At 70.0% G+C, this 16,926-nt stretch carries 14 protein-coding genes and 1 riboswitch; of the genes, 1 reads left to right on the top strand and 13 read right to left on the bottom strand.

Going from position 1 to position 16,926, the window contains the following annotated elements; genetic code table 11:
* Positions 1–133: 133 nt before the first annotated feature.
* The 5 genes from AC1DYD_RS02265 to AC1DYD_RS02285 all read right to left on the bottom strand — a co-directional run bounded on the left by AC1DYD_RS02265 (position 134) and on the right by AC1DYD_RS02285 (position 6,606).
* On the bottom strand, positions 134–517 hold the full coding sequence (locus tag AC1DYD_RS02265) for a GtrA family protein (RefSeq protein ID WP_478171120.1): 384 nt from the start codon (positions 515–517) through the stop codon (positions 134–136).
* Positions 514–1,479, bottom strand: coding sequence for a glycosyltransferase family 2 protein (locus AC1DYD_RS02270; protein ID WP_478171121.1), 966 nt, complete (start codon positions 1,477–1,479; stop codon positions 514–516). Before AC1DYD_RS02270 ends, AC1DYD_RS02265 begins: the two co-directional genes overlap by 4 nt.
* Complete coding sequence (locus tag AC1DYD_RS02275) at positions 1,472–3,238, bottom strand: ArnT family glycosyltransferase (RefSeq protein WP_478171122.1); 1,767 nt, start codon at positions 3,236–3,238, stop codon at positions 1,472–1,474. Before AC1DYD_RS02275 ends, AC1DYD_RS02270 begins: the two co-directional genes overlap by 8 nt.
* Before the next feature lie 54 nt (positions 3,239–3,292).
* Complete coding sequence (gene metH, locus AC1DYD_RS02280; RefSeq protein WP_478171123.1) at positions 3,293–6,046, bottom strand: methionine synthase; 2,754 nt, start codon at positions 6,044–6,046, stop codon at positions 3,293–3,295.
* Positions 6,047–6,067: 21 nt separating this feature from the next.
* A riboswitch (S-adenosyl-L-homocysteine riboswitch) is annotated at positions 6,068–6,160 on the bottom strand.
* 8 nt (positions 6,161–6,168) lie between these two features.
* Positions 6,169–6,606: a PACE efflux transporter gene (locus AC1DYD_RS02285; protein WP_478171124.1), complete on the bottom strand. Its 438-nt coding sequence runs from the start codon at positions 6,604–6,606 to the stop codon at positions 6,169–6,171.
* A 100-nt stretch (positions 6,607–6,706) separates the two neighbouring features.
* On the opposite strand from AC1DYD_RS02285, the gene AC1DYD_RS02290 reads away from it, so the two are divergent.
* On the top strand, positions 6,707–7,594 hold the full coding sequence (locus tag AC1DYD_RS02290) for a LysR family transcriptional regulator (RefSeq protein WP_478171125.1): 888 nt from the start codon (positions 6,707–6,709) through the stop codon (positions 7,592–7,594).
* 10 nt (positions 7,595–7,604) lie between these two features.
* Here AC1DYD_RS02290 and AC1DYD_RS02295 read toward each other — a convergent pair whose 3' ends face one another.
* From AC1DYD_RS02295 to hutU, 8 genes are all read right to left on the bottom strand, one after another.
* Positions 7,605–8,363 carry an SH3 domain-containing protein gene (locus AC1DYD_RS02295; RefSeq protein ID WP_478171126.1) on the bottom strand — a complete coding sequence of 253 codons (759 nt, stop codon included), beginning with the start codon at positions 8,361–8,363 and terminating at the stop codon, positions 7,605–7,607.
* A gap of 336 nt (positions 8,364–8,699) precedes the next feature.
* Complete coding sequence (locus tag AC1DYD_RS02300) at positions 8,700–9,746, bottom strand: homocysteine S-methyltransferase family protein (protein ID WP_478171127.1); 1,047 nt, start codon at positions 9,744–9,746, stop codon at positions 8,700–8,702.
* 123 nt (positions 9,747–9,869) lie between these two features.
* Entirely contained in the window at positions 9,870–11,003 is a 1,134-nt protein-coding gene (locus AC1DYD_RS02305) for a histidinol-phosphate transaminase (RefSeq protein ID WP_478171128.1), read from the bottom strand.
* Positions 11,004–11,015: 12 nt separating this feature from the next.
* Entirely contained in the window at positions 11,016–11,834 is an 819-nt protein-coding gene (gene hutG / locus AC1DYD_RS02310) for an N-formylglutamate deformylase (protein ID WP_478171129.1), read from the bottom strand.
* Between the two features lie 5 nt (positions 11,835–11,839).
* On the bottom strand, positions 11,840–13,288 hold the full coding sequence (locus AC1DYD_RS02315) for a formimidoylglutamate deiminase (RefSeq protein WP_478171130.1): 1,449 nt from the start codon (positions 13,286–13,288) through the stop codon (positions 11,840–11,842).
* Positions 13,285–14,538, bottom strand: a complete 1,254-nt coding sequence (gene hutI / locus AC1DYD_RS02320; RefSeq protein WP_478171431.1) for an imidazolonepropionase — start codon at positions 14,536–14,538, stop codon at positions 13,285–13,287. The genes AC1DYD_RS02315 and hutI overlap by 4 nt, the downstream gene beginning before the upstream one ends.
* Before the next feature lie 5 nt (positions 14,539–14,543).
* The gene (locus AC1DYD_RS02325) at positions 14,544–15,164 is read right to left on the bottom strand and encodes a HutD/Ves family protein (protein WP_478171131.1); all 621 of its coding nucleotides are present in this window, start codon (positions 15,162–15,164) and stop codon (positions 14,544–14,546) included.
* 12 nt (positions 15,165–15,176) lie between these two features.
* Positions 15,177–16,895, bottom strand: coding sequence for a urocanate hydratase (gene hutU, locus AC1DYD_RS02330; protein WP_478171132.1), 1,719 nt, complete (start codon positions 16,893–16,895; stop codon positions 15,177–15,179).
* Positions 16,896–16,926 lie beyond the last annotated feature (31 nt).

The raw sequence follows: 16,926 nt of genomic DNA on the forward strand, positions 1-16,926 counted from the left end.
CTTCGAAGCCGTCCAAGCCTGCGCAGGCAGGCTTGGAGCCGCGGCTCCTCAGCCCCCTGCGGGGGCAACACCAGCGGTCCGGCGAAGCCGGTTCCGCGGTGTTTCACGAAGGGGCCCAGCTGCGCCGGCCGGGCTACCTGAACACCAGGAAGCGCGCCGTCAGGAAATTGACCGCCAGGCCGGCGCAGCTGCCGACAGCGACGCCGAGCGCGGGCGCCAGCGGGCCGCCCAGCCAATGCAGGGTCAGGGCGTAGGCCGCGTAGTTGACCAGCGCGCCGCCCAGCATGGTCAGCAGGTAGCGGGCGTACTCGCGCGCCAGCGACGCTTCCGAGCGCCGGTGACCGAAGGTGTAGTGGCGATTCAGTATCCAGGTCGCGGTCGCGGCCGCGATGAAGGACACCACGCGCCCGCCATACCAGCCGAGCGCCGGCGCCACCAGGTACAGCACGCCGAGGTCGACCACGAAGCCGATCGTGCCGACCACGGCGAAGGACAGGAACTCGCGACCGAGCCTCACGCCTTGCCGATGCGCTCGCGCACGCCCGGAATGCCGAGGTAGCACAGGCGCTTGGCCTCCTGCCGTCCGATGGTCACGGTGTGCAGCACCACGCCGCAGACCAGCGACAGCATCGCGACCAGCATGGTGCCGGTCACCAGCACGGCCGTGGGCTGCCGCGGGACCAGGCCGGTCTGCACGTAGGTCAGGACCAGCGGCACGGCGAGGATCACGGACAGCAGCGCCAGCAGGCCCGCGATGCCGGAGAAGAACTGCAGCGGCCGCTCGCTCACGAACAGCTTGCAGATGGTCTTCAGGATGCGCCAGCCGTCGCGATAGGTCGACAGCTTGCTTTCGGAGCCCTCGGGCCGCGAGCGGTACGGCACCGGCACCTCGGCGAAGGGCATGCGCAGCTCGAGCGCATGCACGGTCAGCTCGGTCTCGATCTCGAAGCCTTCCGACACCGCCGGGAAAGACTTCGCATAGCGCCTCGAGAACACGCGGTAGCCCGACAGCATGTCGCTCAGATGGCCGCCGAAAAGTCTTGCCACGGCGCCGGTCAGCAGCGCGTTGCCGAAGCGGTGGCCGCGCCTGTAGGTCTGCGCATCGGCGCCGTCGTCCACGCGCGAACCGACCACCATGTCGAGGTTGCCCTCCGCCATCAAGGCGATCAGCCGGCGCACCTCGCTGACGTCGTAGGTGGCGTCGCCGTCGACCATCACATAGACATCGGCCTCGACGTCGGCGAACATGCGCCGCGCCACGTTGCCCTTGCCGCGCAGCGCGACATGGATCACGGTGGCGCCGGCGGCGCGCGCCACGGCCGCGGTGCCGTCGGTCGAGTTGTTGTCGAAGACGTAGATCTCGGCCTCGGGCAGCGCGGCGCGGAACGCCTCCACCACCTGGGTGATGGCGAGCGCCTCGTTGAAGCAGGGGATCACGGCGGCGATGCGCAGCCCGCTGAGGTCAGGGTGGTCAGTCATTCTTGGGAGGCAGGATGCGGTAGGCCTTGGCGCCTGCTTTTTCGTACATCAGGGCGAAATGGTCAAGGAAGCCGGGCCGGGCTTCGAGCACCGGCGCGGTCCCGGCGCCCACCGCGATCGCCTCGAAGCCGAGGCCGCGCAGCTTGCGGGCGAACTCGCCCGGCGGCAGCACGATGAAATCGGAATAGCGCCAGGGCCCGATCGCATCGCCCCAGACCTGAGCCGGCCCGTAGTAGGTGGCTTCGATCAGCGCGATCTGGTAGACGCGGCCGGTCGCGTGCTCGCGCAGGTAGTTCATGACCGCATAGCCCGGAACGTGGGCCTCGAGGAAGGCCGCGCGCTCGGCCTGCGTGGTCGCGATCGTCGCGATGCTCCGCCGCGTCAGGTGGAAGGAGACCCCGACCCCCGCCACCAGCAGCAGCACGCCCAGCCAGCGGCCGGCGCGGTCGAGCGCGCCGCTCTGGCTCCAGCGCGGCAGCAGGCGGCGCAGCCCGCTCGCCACGCCGCCCAGCAGCGCCTGCCAACCGACCACCGAGACCAGCGCGATCAGCGGCACCGAGGCGGCCAGATAGCGGGGATAGCGCGAGGTCAGGGCCCAGACGAGCAGGGAGTAGGCGGTGAACACCGCCGCCGCACGAACCGCGGGGGACCGCTTCCAGAGCAGGCCCAGCGGCGCGAACAGCACGCCCCAGAGAAAGCCGTTGGGCCACGCGGCATGGGACCTCACGTCGTCGACCTGATTCTTGTAGTCGGCCGGGATCCAGTTGGTGAATCCGAACAGCCGGGAGCCGATCGGATTGAAAGGGTCGCCGGTCATGAGGGCATTGCGCGCATACCAATAGACGCAGGGGATCAGGAAGCACAGCAGCGCCACGCCCCAGACCTTGAGCCGGCGCTCGCGCCGCAGCACGAACAGGCCGACCAGCGGCAGCACGGTGAGCGCCTGGTACTTGGAGCCCGCGGCGACGCCGAGGAAGAAGGCCGCGAGCGCCAGCCAGCGCGGCCCGCGCGCCGTGTCGGCGGATTCGCGCCACCACCACAGGGCGGTGCAGGCCGCGAGCACGAAGAGCGCGACGGCGATGTCGATCAGCGCGCTCTCGAAGTCGGCGATGCCGAGCCAGATGGCGGCGGCCACGAGGCCGGTCAGCCGGCTCGCATGCTGCGCGCCCAGCCGGTAGACCATCCACACCGACAGCCAGCCCGCGAGCCCGCTCAGCAGATGCGGCAGGACGTCGTCGCCGAGCACCAGCCCGGCGGCATGAATCAGGTTGTAGTTGTAGGGGAACCAGGGATAGCGCAGCCATTCGTGGACGCCGAGCCGGCCGCTCTGCGCCACTTCGCGCGCATAGGGCAGGTGGTACATCAACTCGTCGAAGACGGCCGGCGGCGCCAGCGGCTCGACCAGGGCCGGCAGCGCGGTCAGCGCCAGCGCCAGCAGGGCCAGCTTCTCGACGAAGTCGAAGGGCGCGGGCGGCGCGCTCGCATGACGTTCGCGCCGCCAGGCCGGCGCCTGCAGCGCGGCCGCCAGCAGGCCGAGCGCGACCGTGCCGATCACCGCGGTCCGGCCGAACAGCCCGGCGATCGCGATCGCCTGGAAGACGCAGACGATGAGGCCGAGGCCGGCGGCGGAGGCCATCGCGGTCTCGAGCCCGCGGTCGCGCCGCGGCGGCGCGCCGATGCGCGCCAGCAGCGCCCGGCCGAAGCCCCAGCAGGCGACCACGAAGACCGCCGCCGCCGCATAGTGCGCGGCCCCGAACATCAACTTCTGAATAGGAACTCCCGCTCGCCGCGCCTTAGCGACGGCCTGTTGGTATCAAAGATTCGGCGCCAGCAGACGCTCGAGATCGGCCTCGCTCTCATGGCGCCGCGCCGCCTGGTCCTGCAACTGGTCGTGCCCGATCTTGCCGACGTTGAAGTAGGTCGCGTCGGGGTGGCTCAGGTAGAAGCCGCTGACGCTGGCGGCCGGCATCATGGCCAGGCTGTCGGTCAGCGTCATGCCGATCTCGGCGCAGTTCAGCACCTCGAACATCGGCCGCTTCACGCTGTGGTCCGGGCAGGCCGGATAGCCGGGCGCCGGCCGGATGCCGCGGTACTTCTCGCCGATCATGTCCACGTTGCTCAGGGCCTCGTCGGCCGCATAGCCCCAGAGGTCGGTGCGCACGCGATGGTGCAGCGCCTCGGCGAAGGCTTCGGCCAGGCGGTCGGCCAGGGCCTTCAGCATGATCGCCGAATAGTCGTCGAGGTCGTCCATGAAGTACTTCTCCTTCTTCTCGACGCCCAGGCCGGCGGTGACCGCGAACATGCCCACGTAGTCCTTCAAGCCGCTCTCGCGCGGCGCGACGAAATCGGCCAGGCAGCGGCTGGGCCGCATCACGCCCTCGATCGCCTGCTTCTCGGTCTGCTGGCGCATGCCGTACCAGGTCAGCGCGACCTCGCTGCGGGATTCGTCGGCGAAGAGCGCGATGTCGTCGTCGTTCACCGTGTTGGCCGGCCAGAAGCCGATCACGCCGCTGGCCTTGAGCCAGCGCCCCTCGATCAGCCGCTTGAGCATGCGCTGGCCGTCGGCATAGACGCGCACCGCCTCGGTACCGACGATCTCGTCCTTGAGGATCGCGGGGAACGGGCCGGCCAGGTCCCAGGTCTGGAAGAAAGGGCCCCAGTCGATGTACTTCGCCAGCTCGGTGAGGTCGAAGTTGCGGAACACCCGGCGGCCGATGAACTTGGGCACCGGCGGCAGGTAGCTCGACCAGTCGATCGGCGTCTTGTTGGCGCGCGCCTTGGCCAGCGGCCACAGCGGCACCTGCTTCTTGTTGGCGTGCTGGTGCCGCACCTTGTCGTAGTCGGCGTTGATCTCGTCGATGTAGCTCGCGGCCTGCTCCGACAGCAGCGACTGCGCCACGCTCACGCTGCGCGAGGCATCGGGCACGTAGACCACCGGCCCTTCGTAGTGCGGCGCGATCTTGACCGCGGTGTGCACGCGGCTGGTGGTGGCGCCGCCGATCAGCAGCGGGATCTTGCGGATGCGGAAATGATCGTCCTTCTGCATCTCGCCGGCCACGTACTGCATCTCCTCCAGGCTCGGCGTGATCAGGCCCGAGAGGCCGACGATGTCGGCGCCCTCGACCTTGGCGCGCGCCAGGATCTCGTGGCAGGGCACCATCACGCCCATGTTCACGACCTCGAAGTTGTTGCACTGGAGCACGACCGTGACGATGTTCTTGCCGATGTCGTGGACGTCGCCCTTGACGGTGGCGATGATGATCTTGCCCTTGGTGCGGACGTCGCGGCCTGCGGCCTCGTCCAGGCGCTTCTCTTCCTCGATGTAGGGGATCAGGTGGGCCACGGCCGACTTCATCACGCGGGCCGACTTCACCACCTGCGGCAGGAACATCTTGCCCTGTCCGAACAGGTCGCCGACGATGTTCATGCCGTCCATCAGCGGCCCTTCGATCACGTGCAGCGGGCGGCCGCCCCTGGCCAGGATCTGCTGGTAGGCCTCCTCGGTGTCCTCGACGATGAAGTCGGTGATGCCGTGCACCATCGCATGCGAGAGCCGCTGGTTCACGTGCACCGGGTGCTCGGGCGTGCCGCGCCATTCGAGCTTCTTGCTTTCGTCCTTGGCGCCGCTCTTGGCGGTCTCGGCGACCTCGACCAGGCGCTCGCCGGCATCGGGGCGGCGGTTCAGCACCACGTCTTCCACGCGCTCGCGCAGCTCGGCCTCGAGGTCGTCGTAGACGCCGACCATGCCGGCGTTGACGATGCCCATGTCCATGCCGGCCTGGATCGCGTGATACAGGAAGACGGTGTGGATGGCTTCGCGCACCGGGTCGTTGCCGCGGAAGCTGAAGCTCACGTTCGAGACCCCGCCCGAGACCTTGGCACCGGGCAGGTTCTGCTTGATCCAGCGCACCGCGTTGATGAAGTCGACGGCGTAGTTGTTGTGCTCCTCGATGCCGGTGGCGATCGCGAAGATGTTCGGGTCGAAGATGATGTCCTCGGGCGGGAAGCCGATCTCGTCGACCAGGATCCGGTAGGCGCGCTCGCAGATCTCGATCTTGCGCTCGTAGGTGTCGGCCTGGCCCTTCTCGTCGAAGGCCATCACGACCGCGGCCGCGCCGTAGCGGCGCAGCAGCCGGGCCTGGTGGCGGAAGGGGTCTTCGCCCTCCTTCATGCTGATCGAGTTGACGATGCCCTTGCCCTGGATGCAGCGCAGTCCGGCCTCGATCACTTCCCACTTCGAGCTGTCGACCATGATCGGCACGCGGGCGATGTCGGGCTCGCTGGCGATCAGGTTCAGGAAGCGCACCATCGCGGCCTTGCTGTCGAGCATGGCCTCGTCCATGTTGATGTCGATCACCTGGGCGCCGTTCTCGACCTGCTGGCGCGCCACCGCGAGCGCGTCCTCGAACTGGCCGTTGAGGATCATGCGCGCGAAGGCCTTGGAGCCGGTGACGTTGGTGCGCTCGCCGATGTTGACGAACAGCGCGCCCTCGCCGATCTGCACCGGCTCGAGGCCGGACAGCTTCATCGGAGGCGGATTGTGGGATGCGGACGGATCGGTTGGCATGGGCTCACCTGTGGAAACGGGGTCAGGCGAGCGTCGTTGCACTCCAGTGGCTGGAAGCCCAAGCCTGACGCGGCCGACCTGAAGGCCGGCGGCGCTGCAACGCTCCTTGGGAGCCGCGGATTTTACGCTGGCTGGGCGGCGCCGGCGGCCGATGCGGGCACGCCGAAGACGGCGTCGAAGCTCCAGTTGAAAACGAAGGTGTAGACCAGGAAGAAGACCACCAGGCCGAGGTCCATCACCAGGGCCTCCCAGAGGCTCACGCCGAGCCACCAGGCGAACACCGGCACCAGGAAGGCCACCAGCCCGCCCTCGAAGCCGATCGCATGGGCGACGCGGCGGCGCAGGCTGCGGCCGCGCACCGCCTGGCGGGATTCCCAGCGCTCGAACAGGGCGTTGAACGAGAGGTTCCACAGCACCGCGATAACCGACGCGATGACCGCCAGCACGCCCGAATGGCCCAGGCCCTGGCCCGACATCAGCGCCAGCCCGGCGCTGGCGGCCACGATGGCGATGCCCTCGTAGAGACTGATGTAGACGACGCGGCGCTTGAGCCCTTGCATGAGATCGATCCTGTGTTGGTTGGTTTTGAGCTGGACTTTATGTTCATATGGCTGATATATAAAGTCATCTTCTTTCAGATAAATTGATAAATTGGCTGCCATGAGTTTTTCCAGCGATACCGTTGAAGTGTTCCTTGCGGTCATCGACCACGGCTCCTTCTCCGCCGCGGCGCGGGCACTGGGCCGGGTGCCCTCAGCGGTCAGCATGGCCATTGCCAACCTCGAGGCCGAGCTCGACCTGGCGCTGTTCGACCGCAGCGGCCGCGAGCCGCGGCCGACCGCCGCCGCGCGTTCGCTCGAACCGCAGGCGCGCCTGCTGGCGGCGCAGTTGAAGCAGCTCCAGGTTCAGGCGCTGGCGCTCACCCGGGGGCTCGAGAACCGCCTCACGCTGGCGATCGCCCCCGAGCTGCTGGCGGCGCCCTGGAGCGGCCCATTGGCCGCCCTGGCGGACGAATACCCGTTGCTTGAGGTCGAGGTGCTGGCCGCGCCGCAGGCCGACGCGCTGGCGCTGCTGCACAGCGGCCGGGCCCAGCTGGCGCTGGTCTTCGAACGCCCCAGCCTGGATGGTCGGGAGGGATTCCAGGAGGTGGCCAGCGACACCATGGTGGCCGTGATGGCGCCCGACCACCCGGTGCTGGCCGCGGCCGGCGGACGGCTGCGCGAGGAGCACCTGACGACCACGCGGCAGATCGTGGTCGCCGGGCGCGACCTGGCCACCAGCGACCCGCGCTTCGTCTTCGCGCGCCATGTCTGGCGCACCGACAACGCGCTGGCCGCGCTGAGCCTGATCACGGCCGGCTTGGGCTGGGGCTGGCTGCCGCGCAACTTCGCGCGGCCGCATGTCGCGGCGGGCGCGCTGGTCGAGATTCCGTTCGAGAACCTGTCCAACGGGCTCGACCTGTGGGTCGACGTGGTCTGGTCGCGCGAGCGGCCGCTCGGCCTGGGCGCCCAGCGCTTCGTGTCGCTGATCGCCCGCAAGAAGGACTGAAGGCCGGCGCTCAGCCGCCGCGGCCGCCGCCCCCTCCGTGCCCACCACCCTCACCGCCTCCGTGACCACCTCCGTGGCCGCCACCGTGCCCACCACCCTGGCCGCCTTCGCGGCCACCACCACCGCCCCCTTGCCCCGGTGGACGACCGCCGGTCTGGAAGCCGTTGCCGGGCGGCCGCGCCGCCGGGGGCCGGGATCCCCCGCCATGCGGCGGCTGGAAGCCGGGCGCCGGCAGCGGGCGGAACCCCGGGACCGGCGGCGGGCGGAAGCCCGGCGGATGTGGCTGATAGCCTGGCCAGGGATTGGGCCGCCAGCCCGGCACCGGCGTCGGCAGGGGCCGCCAACCCGCAACCGGCGGCGGCGGCGGCCGACCGCCCCACCAGCGCGGCTGGTTGTACCAGGGGCGGTCACGGTAGTAGTTCGACCAGTAGCTGCCGATCGCAAAGGTCACGAGCGGAACGCCGATGATTGCGCCGTAGGTCGCCAGCGGCACCCGTTCCTCCAGGTAGGCGTATTCGAGGCTGGCCGCATAGGACCAGCCGCGCAGGCCGTCGGGCAGCACCACGTCGCACCAGCCGTAGCCGGCGGTGCAGCCCATCACCTGCAGCGACTGCCCGGGCGCCAGCGTGGCCACCAGCGGGTAGGCGTCGCCGGGACCGGCGCGCAGGTTGACGGGACCGCGGGTGAATGCCTGCTGGGCCGTAGCGGCCAACGGCACCATCAGTGCCATGGCGCCGAGGCCGAACCAGCGCAGAGCCTTGTCGTTCATGTAGATTTCCTTTGCGGACCAGGGTAGAGGGGGCTATCGCCCGATGTCAATCAGCCATGGCCTTCACCCAGAACGTCCCGGCGCACGCATTCGCGCACACGAAAAACGTTTGGAGAGCTTCTTCATCCCGGCTTCACGCGCGCCGGAACGACAGCCGATGCACGGATCAGGCCGGCGCCGGGCCGCCCCAAGGCGGCCTGCGGCCCCCTCGGGGGGCAGCGACCACACGCAGTGAGGGAGCGTGGGGGCCCAGGCCGGCGCCGGGCCGCCCCAAGGCGGCCTGCGGCCCCCTCGGGGGGCAGCGACCACACGCAGTGAGGGAGCGTGGGGGCCCGATCAAGCCGCTTCGCGGTAGAACGCGGTGCGATGCAGGCTGCGCCCCGCCAGCGGCGCGACCGCCTGGCCGATCGCGGCGATGTGCTCGGGCGTGGTGCCGCAGCAGCCGCCGACGATGTTCACCAGCCCTTCGGCCGCAAACTCGTGCAGCAGGCGCGAGGTGACGTCGGGCGTCTCGTCGAATCCGGTCTCGCTCATCGGATTGGGCAGGCCGGCGTTGGGGTAGCAGCTGATGAAGGTGTCGTCGGCGACGCGCGCCAGTTCCTGGATATAGGGCCGCATCAGTGCGGCGCCGAGCGCGCAGTTCAGGCCGATGGCCAGCGGCTGCGCATGCCGCACGCTGTGCCAGAAGGCGGTCACGGTCTGGCCGCTCAGGATGCGGCCCGAGGCGTCGGTCACGGTGCCGCTGATGATCAGCGGCAAGCGCTCGCCGCTGGCCTCGAAGTACTCGTCGATCGCAAACAGCGCGGCCTTGGCGTTCAGCGTGTCGAAGATGGTCTCGACCAGCAGCAGGTCGGCCCCGCCTTCGACCAGCGCCTCGACCTGCTCGTGGTAGGAGGCGCGCAGTTCCTCGAAGCTCACGTTGCGCGCGCCCGGATCGTTGACGTCGGGGCTGATGCTGGCGGTCTTGGGCGTCGGGCCGAGGGCGCCGGCGACGAAGCGCGGCTTGTCCGGGGTGCTGAACTTGTCGCAGGCCGCGCGCGCGAGCTTCGCCGATTCGAGGTTCATCTCGCGCGCCAGGTCGGCCATCTTGTAGTCCTCCTGCGCGATCCGGGTGGCGCCGAAGGTGTTGGTCTCGATCAGGTCGGCACCGGCGGCCAGGTAGCCTTCGTGGATGTCGCGGATGATGTCGGGCCGCGTCAGCGAGAGCAGCTCGTTGTTGCCCTTGACGTCGCGCGGGAAGTCCTTGAAGCGCTCGCCGCGGTACTGCGCCTCGCTCAGCTTGAAGCGCTGGATCATCGTGCCCATTGCGCCGTCGAGGATGGCGATGCGCCGGGCCAGGATGGCGGGCAGTTGCTGGGCGCGGGTGTAGACGACGGGCTTCATGCCCCGATTGTAGAAAGCGGCGCCGGTCCGTCGGCGCTGGCGGGTCTTGGACGCCAGCGCGCAGCGCCCGTCAGGCACAGCGCCGACAGCAGCGCCAGCAAGCCGCTGGCCCCCGGAAGATCTTCACGGCGTCGCGTCGAGGATCTCGCGCAGGGCCCGCAGGAAGCGCTCGTTGTCCGCCGGCATGCCGATCGAAACCCGGATGAAGGTCTCGAAGCCGGCCTCCTTCCAGGGCTTCACGATGATGCCGCGCGCCAGCAGGGCCTCGTTGACCGGGCCGTTCGGTCGGCCGAGGTCGATGAACAGGAAGTTGGCCGCCGACGGCGCGATCCGCAGCCCCGGCAGCGCCAGCGCGCGCAGCTGCGCCGCCAGTGCCTCGCGGTACTGCACGGTCTCGCGCACCGCATGGGCCGTGAAGGACTCGTCGCCCCATGCCGCCAGGGCGGCGGCCTGGGCCGCCTGGTTGACGTTGAAGGGCGTGCGCACGCGGTCGAGCAGTTGCACCAGCGCAGCGTCCGAGGCGACGCCGTAGCCGACGCGCAGGCCCGCCAGGCCCCAGGCCTTGGAGAAGGTGCGCAGCACGATCCAGGGCCGCTGCTGGTCGCGCAGCGCCACCAGCGCGTCGGGGAAGCCGGGGGCCAGTCGCGCGTACTCGACGTAGGCCTCGTCGATCACCAGCAGCGTGCCGGCCGGCGTGGCCGCGAGCAGGCGCTCGAAGGCGCTCGCATCGAACATGCAGCCGACCGGATTCGACGGGTTGGCGATCATCGCGATCTTCGGTCCGCGCGCCAGCGCCTCGCACCAGGCGTCGAGATCGAATTCGAGCGCCGGAGTCAGCGCCAGCGATTCGACCTCGGCGCCCATCATTCGCGGGAATATCTCGTGCAGCCCGAAGCCCGGGCGCTGCGCGAGCACCCGGTCGCCCGGCGACAGCAGGGCCAGGCACAGCATCTGCAGGATGTCCTCGGAGCCGTTGCCGATCACGACCTGGCCGGCCTCGGCGCCGCAGCGGCCGGCGATCGCGCTGCGCAGCGCGGTGCAGGCCGCATCGGGATAGTTCATGAGCCACGGTGCCACGTCGGCCAGCGCCCGCGCCACCTGCGGGCTGGCGCCGAACGGGTTCTCGTTGCTCGCGAGGCGGCTGATCGCGGTCGCGCCGTAGCGCGCGCGCACCGCCGCGGAGGACAGGCCGGCGTTGTAGGGCGGCAGCGGCGGCACCTCGGGACGGGCGAGATCAAGGATGTCGGATGCGTTCATGGGTCTTTGGCTTCAGGCGCGGCGGCGTTCGACGAAATCGAGCACCGCTTCGAGCATTCGCCGCACATGCGGCTGCACGCGCGCCGCCACCTCGGGCAGGTAGTCGAAAGGCAGGACTTCCTGCATGTAGCTGCATTGCGTCATCTCGAGCTGCACGGCATGCACGCCTTGCGCGGGTCGGCCGTGCTGGCGCGTGATGTAGCCGCCGGTGAAGCGGCCGTCGAGCACGGAAGTGAACCCCTGCGCCTGCCCGGCAATGTCACGCAGCGATTGCGCCAGCGCCGGATCGCAACTGGCGCCCTGCGCGGTGCCGAGGTTGAGGTCCGGCAGCTTGCCGTCGAAGAAGCGCGGCAGCACGGAGCGGATCGAATGCGCGTCCCACAGCGCGGCGACGCCGTGCAGCGATTTCAAGCGCTCGAGCTCGCCCGCGAGCTGGCGGTGGTAGGGCTGCCAGATGGCCTCGCGGCGTTGCGCGATCTCGGCTTCGCCGGGCACGTCGCCGGCCGCATAGAGGGGCGTGTCGTCGAAGGTGTCGACCGGACACAGGCCGGTGACGCTCTGGCCCGGATAGAGGCTCGCACCGTCGGGCGGCCGGTTGAGGTCGATCACGTAGCGCGAGTGCGTGGCGATCAGCACCGAGGCGCCGAGTTCCTCCGCGAAATCGTAGAGGCGCTCGAGATGCCAGTCGGTGTCGGGCACCTGGCGGGCCTCGTCGGTGAAGCGCGCCGCGAGCTGCGGCGGAACATAGGTCCCGACGTGCGGCATCGAGATCAGCAAGGGGCGCTTGCCGGGGTGAAAGCGGAAAGGGGGCTCGGGTGTGGTGAAGCTCATGGGATTCAATCCTCGAGAAGTTGGGTGCGCGCGGCCACGAAGGCGGCTGCGGCTTCGTCGTGCAACGCGTGGCGGCCGCCGGCGGCGCGCGGCCGCCCGTCCACCCACACGGCATCGATGGCGGAGGTGCGGTGGCTGGCGAAGACATGGGCCGAGAGCATGTCGGGCGCGGCAAGGCCCTGCAGCGCGAGGTGGCGGGCATCGAGCGCGACGAAGTCGGCCTGCTGCCCCACCGCCAGGCCACCGATGGCGCGGCCCGCGGCCTGCGCGCCGCCCCGCACGGCAGCCAGCGCGAGCGCGGTCGCGACCTGAGGGTGCGCGCCGTCGGCGCCCACGTTGCGCTGTCGCGTGGCCAGGCGCTGGCTGTACTCCAGCATCAGCAGCTCCTCCGCCGCGTTGACGCAGGCGTGGCTGTCGGAACCGATGCCCCAGGTACCGCCGTGGCGGCGCCACGCCGCGAAGTCGAAGATGCCGTCGCCGAGATTGGCCTCGGTCGTTGGACACAGGCCGGCGACCGCACCGCTCGTCGCCGCGCGCCGGTATTCGTCCGCATCCATGTGCGTGGCATGGACCAGGCACCAGCGCGCATCGACCGGTGCATGGTCGAGCAGCCAGGCCACGGGGCGCTGCCCGCTCCACGCCAGGCAGTCGTCCACTTCCTGGGTCTGCTCGGCGATGTGGATGTGGATCGGCGACGCGGGATCGAGCGCATCGAGGCCTGCGAGCGCATCCCGCAATGCGTCGGGCGCGACGGCACGCAGGGAATGCGGCGCGAGGCCCAGCCGTGCGCCCTGCGCGTCGCACACCGGCTTCAACGCATCGAGCAGGCGAAGCATCGATTCGGTCGATCGGACGAAGCGACGCTGGCCTTCGTTCGGCGGCCGGCCGCCGAAGCCGCTGGCCTGGTAGAGCACCGGCAGCAGCGTGAAACCGATGCCGGCGCGCCGCGCGGCGCGCAGCAGCGCCAGGCTCAAGGTCGCGTCGTCGGCGTAGGGACGGCCGTCGGCGTCATGGTGCAGGTACTGGAATTCGCAGACGCTCGTGTAGCCGGCTTCGAGCATCTCGGCATAGAGCCAGGTGGCGATCGCCTCCATCTGCTCGGGCCCGAGGCGCGCGGCGAAGCGGTACATCAGCGTGCGCCAGCTCCAGAAGCTGTCCTGCTGCTCGGCGCGGTGTTCGGTCAGGCCCGCGAAGGCGCGCTGGAAGGCATGCGAATGCAGGTTCGGCAGGCCTGGAATCAACGGGCCGGCCGCGCGCGCGACGCCTGCCGGTGCCTGCGCGCCGGGCCGCACCGCCGTCAGCCGGCCCGAATCGTCCCATTCGAGCAGGACGTTGCGGGCCCAGCCGCCAGGCAGCAAGGCATCGGCTGCGAACACGGCCCGGCTCGATGGAGAACCTTCGTGCTTCGCACTGCGGTGCGCGTTTGCTTGGGAGCGGCCCGGCGCTGCGCTCATTGCATCGCCCCCACCGTGCCGACGGCGATGCGCCCCTGGCGCACGGCCGCGCGCAGCGGCCGTTGGCCGAACCAGTAAGCCAGCTCGGCCGCATCGCGCACGTTCCACAGCACGAAGTTGGCCGGCATGCCCGGCGCGATGACCCCGTGCGTGTCCTGCAGGCCGAGCGCGCGCGCTGCATGGCGGGTGACGCCGGCCAGCGCTTCGGGCACGGTCAGCCGAAACAGCGTGCAGGCCATGTTGACCATCAGCAGCAGGCTCAATGCCGGCGAGGTGCCGGGGTTGTGGTCGGTGGACACGGCCATCGGCACGCCGGCGGCGCGCAGCGCCTCGATCGGCGGCAGCTGCGTGTCGCGCAGCGTGTAATAGGCGCCGGGCAGCAGCACGGCCACGGTGCCGGCCGCGCGCATCGCTTCGATGCCCTCGGCCGACAGGTGCTCGATGTGGTCGCAGGACAGCGCGCCGTAGCGCGCGGCGAGCGCGGCGCCGCCCATGTCCGACAGCTGCTCGGCATGCAGCTTGACCGGCAGGCCGAGCGCCTGCGCCGCCTGGAACACGCGCTCGGTTTCGGCCAGCGAGAAGGCGATGCGCTCGCAGAAGACGTCGACCGCATCGATCAGTCCTTCGGCGGCCAGCGCCGGCATCATTTCCCGGCAGACCAGGTCGATGTAGTCGCTGCTGCGGCCCGCGTACTCGGGTGGCAGCGCATGGGCGCCGAGGAAGGTGCTGCGCACCGTCACGCCATAGGCTTCGCCGAGCCGCCGCGCCACGCGCAGCTGCTTGCGCTCGTGCGCCAGCGAGAGGCCGTAGCCCGACTTGATCTCGATCGCGCAGACGCCATCGGCCAGCAGCTGTTCGAGCCGCGCCGCGGCCTGGGCATGCAGCGTGTCTTCGTCGGCCTCGCGCGTGGCGCGCACCGAGGACACGATGCCGCCGCCCGCCTTCGCGATCTCTTCGTAGCTGGCACCGGCGAGCCGCATTGCGAACTCGTTGGCGCGCTGGCCGCCGTAGACCAGGTGGGTGTGGCAATCGACGAGCCCGGGCGTGACGAGTGCGCCGCCGCCATCGAAGCGCGGCAGGGCCGCACAGTCGCCCGGCAGCGCGCTGCGCTCGCCGACCCAGCGGATCCTGCCGTCGGCCACGACGATGGCCGCTTCGCCATCAGGAACCGGATCGTCCCCCAGTGCACCGGGGGCGAGCCGCAGAGAGCCCCAGACGCCGTCGGCGCAGGGAAGCGTGGCAAGGATCATGGTGTTCACTCGCTGATCATCGTCGTGTTCGTGGCCGTCGCGTCGAGCCGCACCGCGGCCAGTGCGGCGCCCGCGTCCAGGGGGCTGGCGAGCCAGCCGTGCGCGGCGGCATCCCACCAGACGCCCTCGCCCGGCGCGCAGTCGATCGCGCCGGAGCCGACGCCGTGCACCGCATGCAAGCGCCAACGGCCGCGCAGGGCCATCAGCAGACCGCTCTCTGCGGGCGCGATCTCCTCGACGGCCCCCAGCACGCGCAGTCCGGGGCGCAGCCGGGCACGCCGCGCCATCAGGTTGAAATCGATGGAGGTCCCGCCGAGCATTTCGCAGTCCAACGCTGCATCGCCGGCAAAGGCGAAGGGTGCATGCGCCGCATCGAGCCGGTGGTCGATGCGGCCATCGCCCGAACGCAGGCGAACGCCTGTGCCGTCCAGCAGCATGATCACGCGGTCGATGCCTGCGAAGGCCGAAAACGGCCCGGCCGCGGCAATGGTCGCGATGCTCACGCGCCAGTCGAATCCATCCATGCCGGCGCCCGGCGGGATGCAGACGATCTCGCGCGTGGTGCCGCCGCCGTTCTTCCACGGCGTGGCGGCCAGCGAGGCGGTGTCGAAGCGATGGATTCGCACGGCCGCGCTTGACTACTTGATCATCGGCAGGTTCAGGCCCTGCTTCTTCGCGGTCGCGATGGCGATGTCGTAGCCCGCGTCGGCGTGACGCATGACACCGGTGGCGGGGTCGTTCCAGAGCACGCGCGCGAGGCGCTGGGCCGCCGCCTCGGTGCCGTCGGCCACGATCACCACGCCCGAATGCTGCGAGTAGCCCATGCCGACGCCGCCGCCATGGTGCAGGCTGACCCAGGTCGCGCCGCCCGCGGTGTTCAGCAGCGCGTTGAGCAGCGGCCAGTCCGACACCGCGTCGCTGCCGTCCTTCATGCTCTCGGTCTCGCGGTTCGGGCTGGCGACCGAGCCGGTGTCCAGGTGGTCGCGGCCGATCACGATCGGCCCCTTGAGCTCGCCCGACTTCACCATCTCGTTGAAGGCCAGGCCGGCCTTTTCACGCTCGCCCAGGCCCAGCCAGCAGATGCGCGCCGGCAGGCCCTGGAAGGCGATGCGCTCGCGCGCCATGTCGAGCCAGCGGTGCGTGTGCTTGTTCTCGGGGAACAGTTCCTTGATCTTGGCGTCGGTCTTGTAGATGTCTTCCGGGTCGCCCGAGAGTGCGACCCAGCGGAACGGGCCCTTGCCCTCGCAGAACAGCGGCCGGATGTAGGCCGGCACGAAGCCCGGGAAGTCGAAGGCGCGCTGAACGCCTTCGTCGAACGCCACCTGGCGGATGTTGTTGCCGTAGTCGACGGTCGGGATGCCCATCGCCTGGAAGTCGAGCATCGCCTGCACGTGCACGGCGCAGGACTTGGCGGCGGCCTTGCGCAAGGTCGGATGCTGGGTCGCATCGGCCTTGGCCGCTTCCCATTGCGCCAGCGTCCAGCCGATCGGCAGGTAGCCGCTCGCAAGGTCGTGCGCCGAGGTCTGGTCGGTCACGAGGTCGGGCTTGATGCCGCCCGCCTTGGCGCGCTTGACCAGCTCGGGCAGGATCTCGGCCGCGTTGCCCAGCAGGCCGATCGACACCGCTTCTTTCGCTGCCGTGTGCTGCTTGATCAGCGCGATCGCGTCGTCGATGTCCTTGGCCTGCTTGTCGAGGTAGCGCGTGCGCAGGCGGAAGTCGATGCTGGCCTGCTGGCACTCGATGTTGAGCGACACCGCACCGGCCAGCGTCGCCGCCAGCGGCTGCGCGCCGCCCATGCCGCCGAGGCCGGCGGTCAGGATCCACTTGCCAGCGAGATCGTTGTCGTAGTGCTGGCGGCCGGCTTCGACGAAGGTCTCGAAGGTGCCTTGCACGATGCCCTGGCTGCCGATGTAGATCCAGCTGCCGGCAGTCATCTGGCCGTACATCATCAGGCCCTTGCGGTCGAGCTCGCTGAAGTGCTCCCAGGTGGCCCACTTCGGGACCAGGTTCGAATTCGCGAGCAGCACGCGCGGCGCGTTCTCGTGGGTCTTGAAGACGCCCACCGGCTTGCCCGACTGGATCAGCAGGGTCTCGTCGTCGTTCAGCTGCTTGAGCGATTCGAGGATCTGGTCGAAGGAGGCCCAGTCGCGCGCCGCGCGGCCGATGCCACCATAGACCACCAGGTCCTGCGGCCGCTCGGCCACTTCCGGGTCGAGGTTGTTCTGCAGCATGCGGAAGGCGGCTTCGGTGAGCCAGCTCTTGCAGTGGAGCGCGCTGCCGCGCGGTGCGCGGATCACGCGGCTCGCATCGTGACGCGGGTCGATGGTGCCGGCGAGGAATTTGTCGGGTGCGTTCATGGCGATGTTCCTTTCGATGACGGGTCTGGAT

It is taken from the genome of Variovorax sp. P4_B11 (assembly GCF_056402355.1).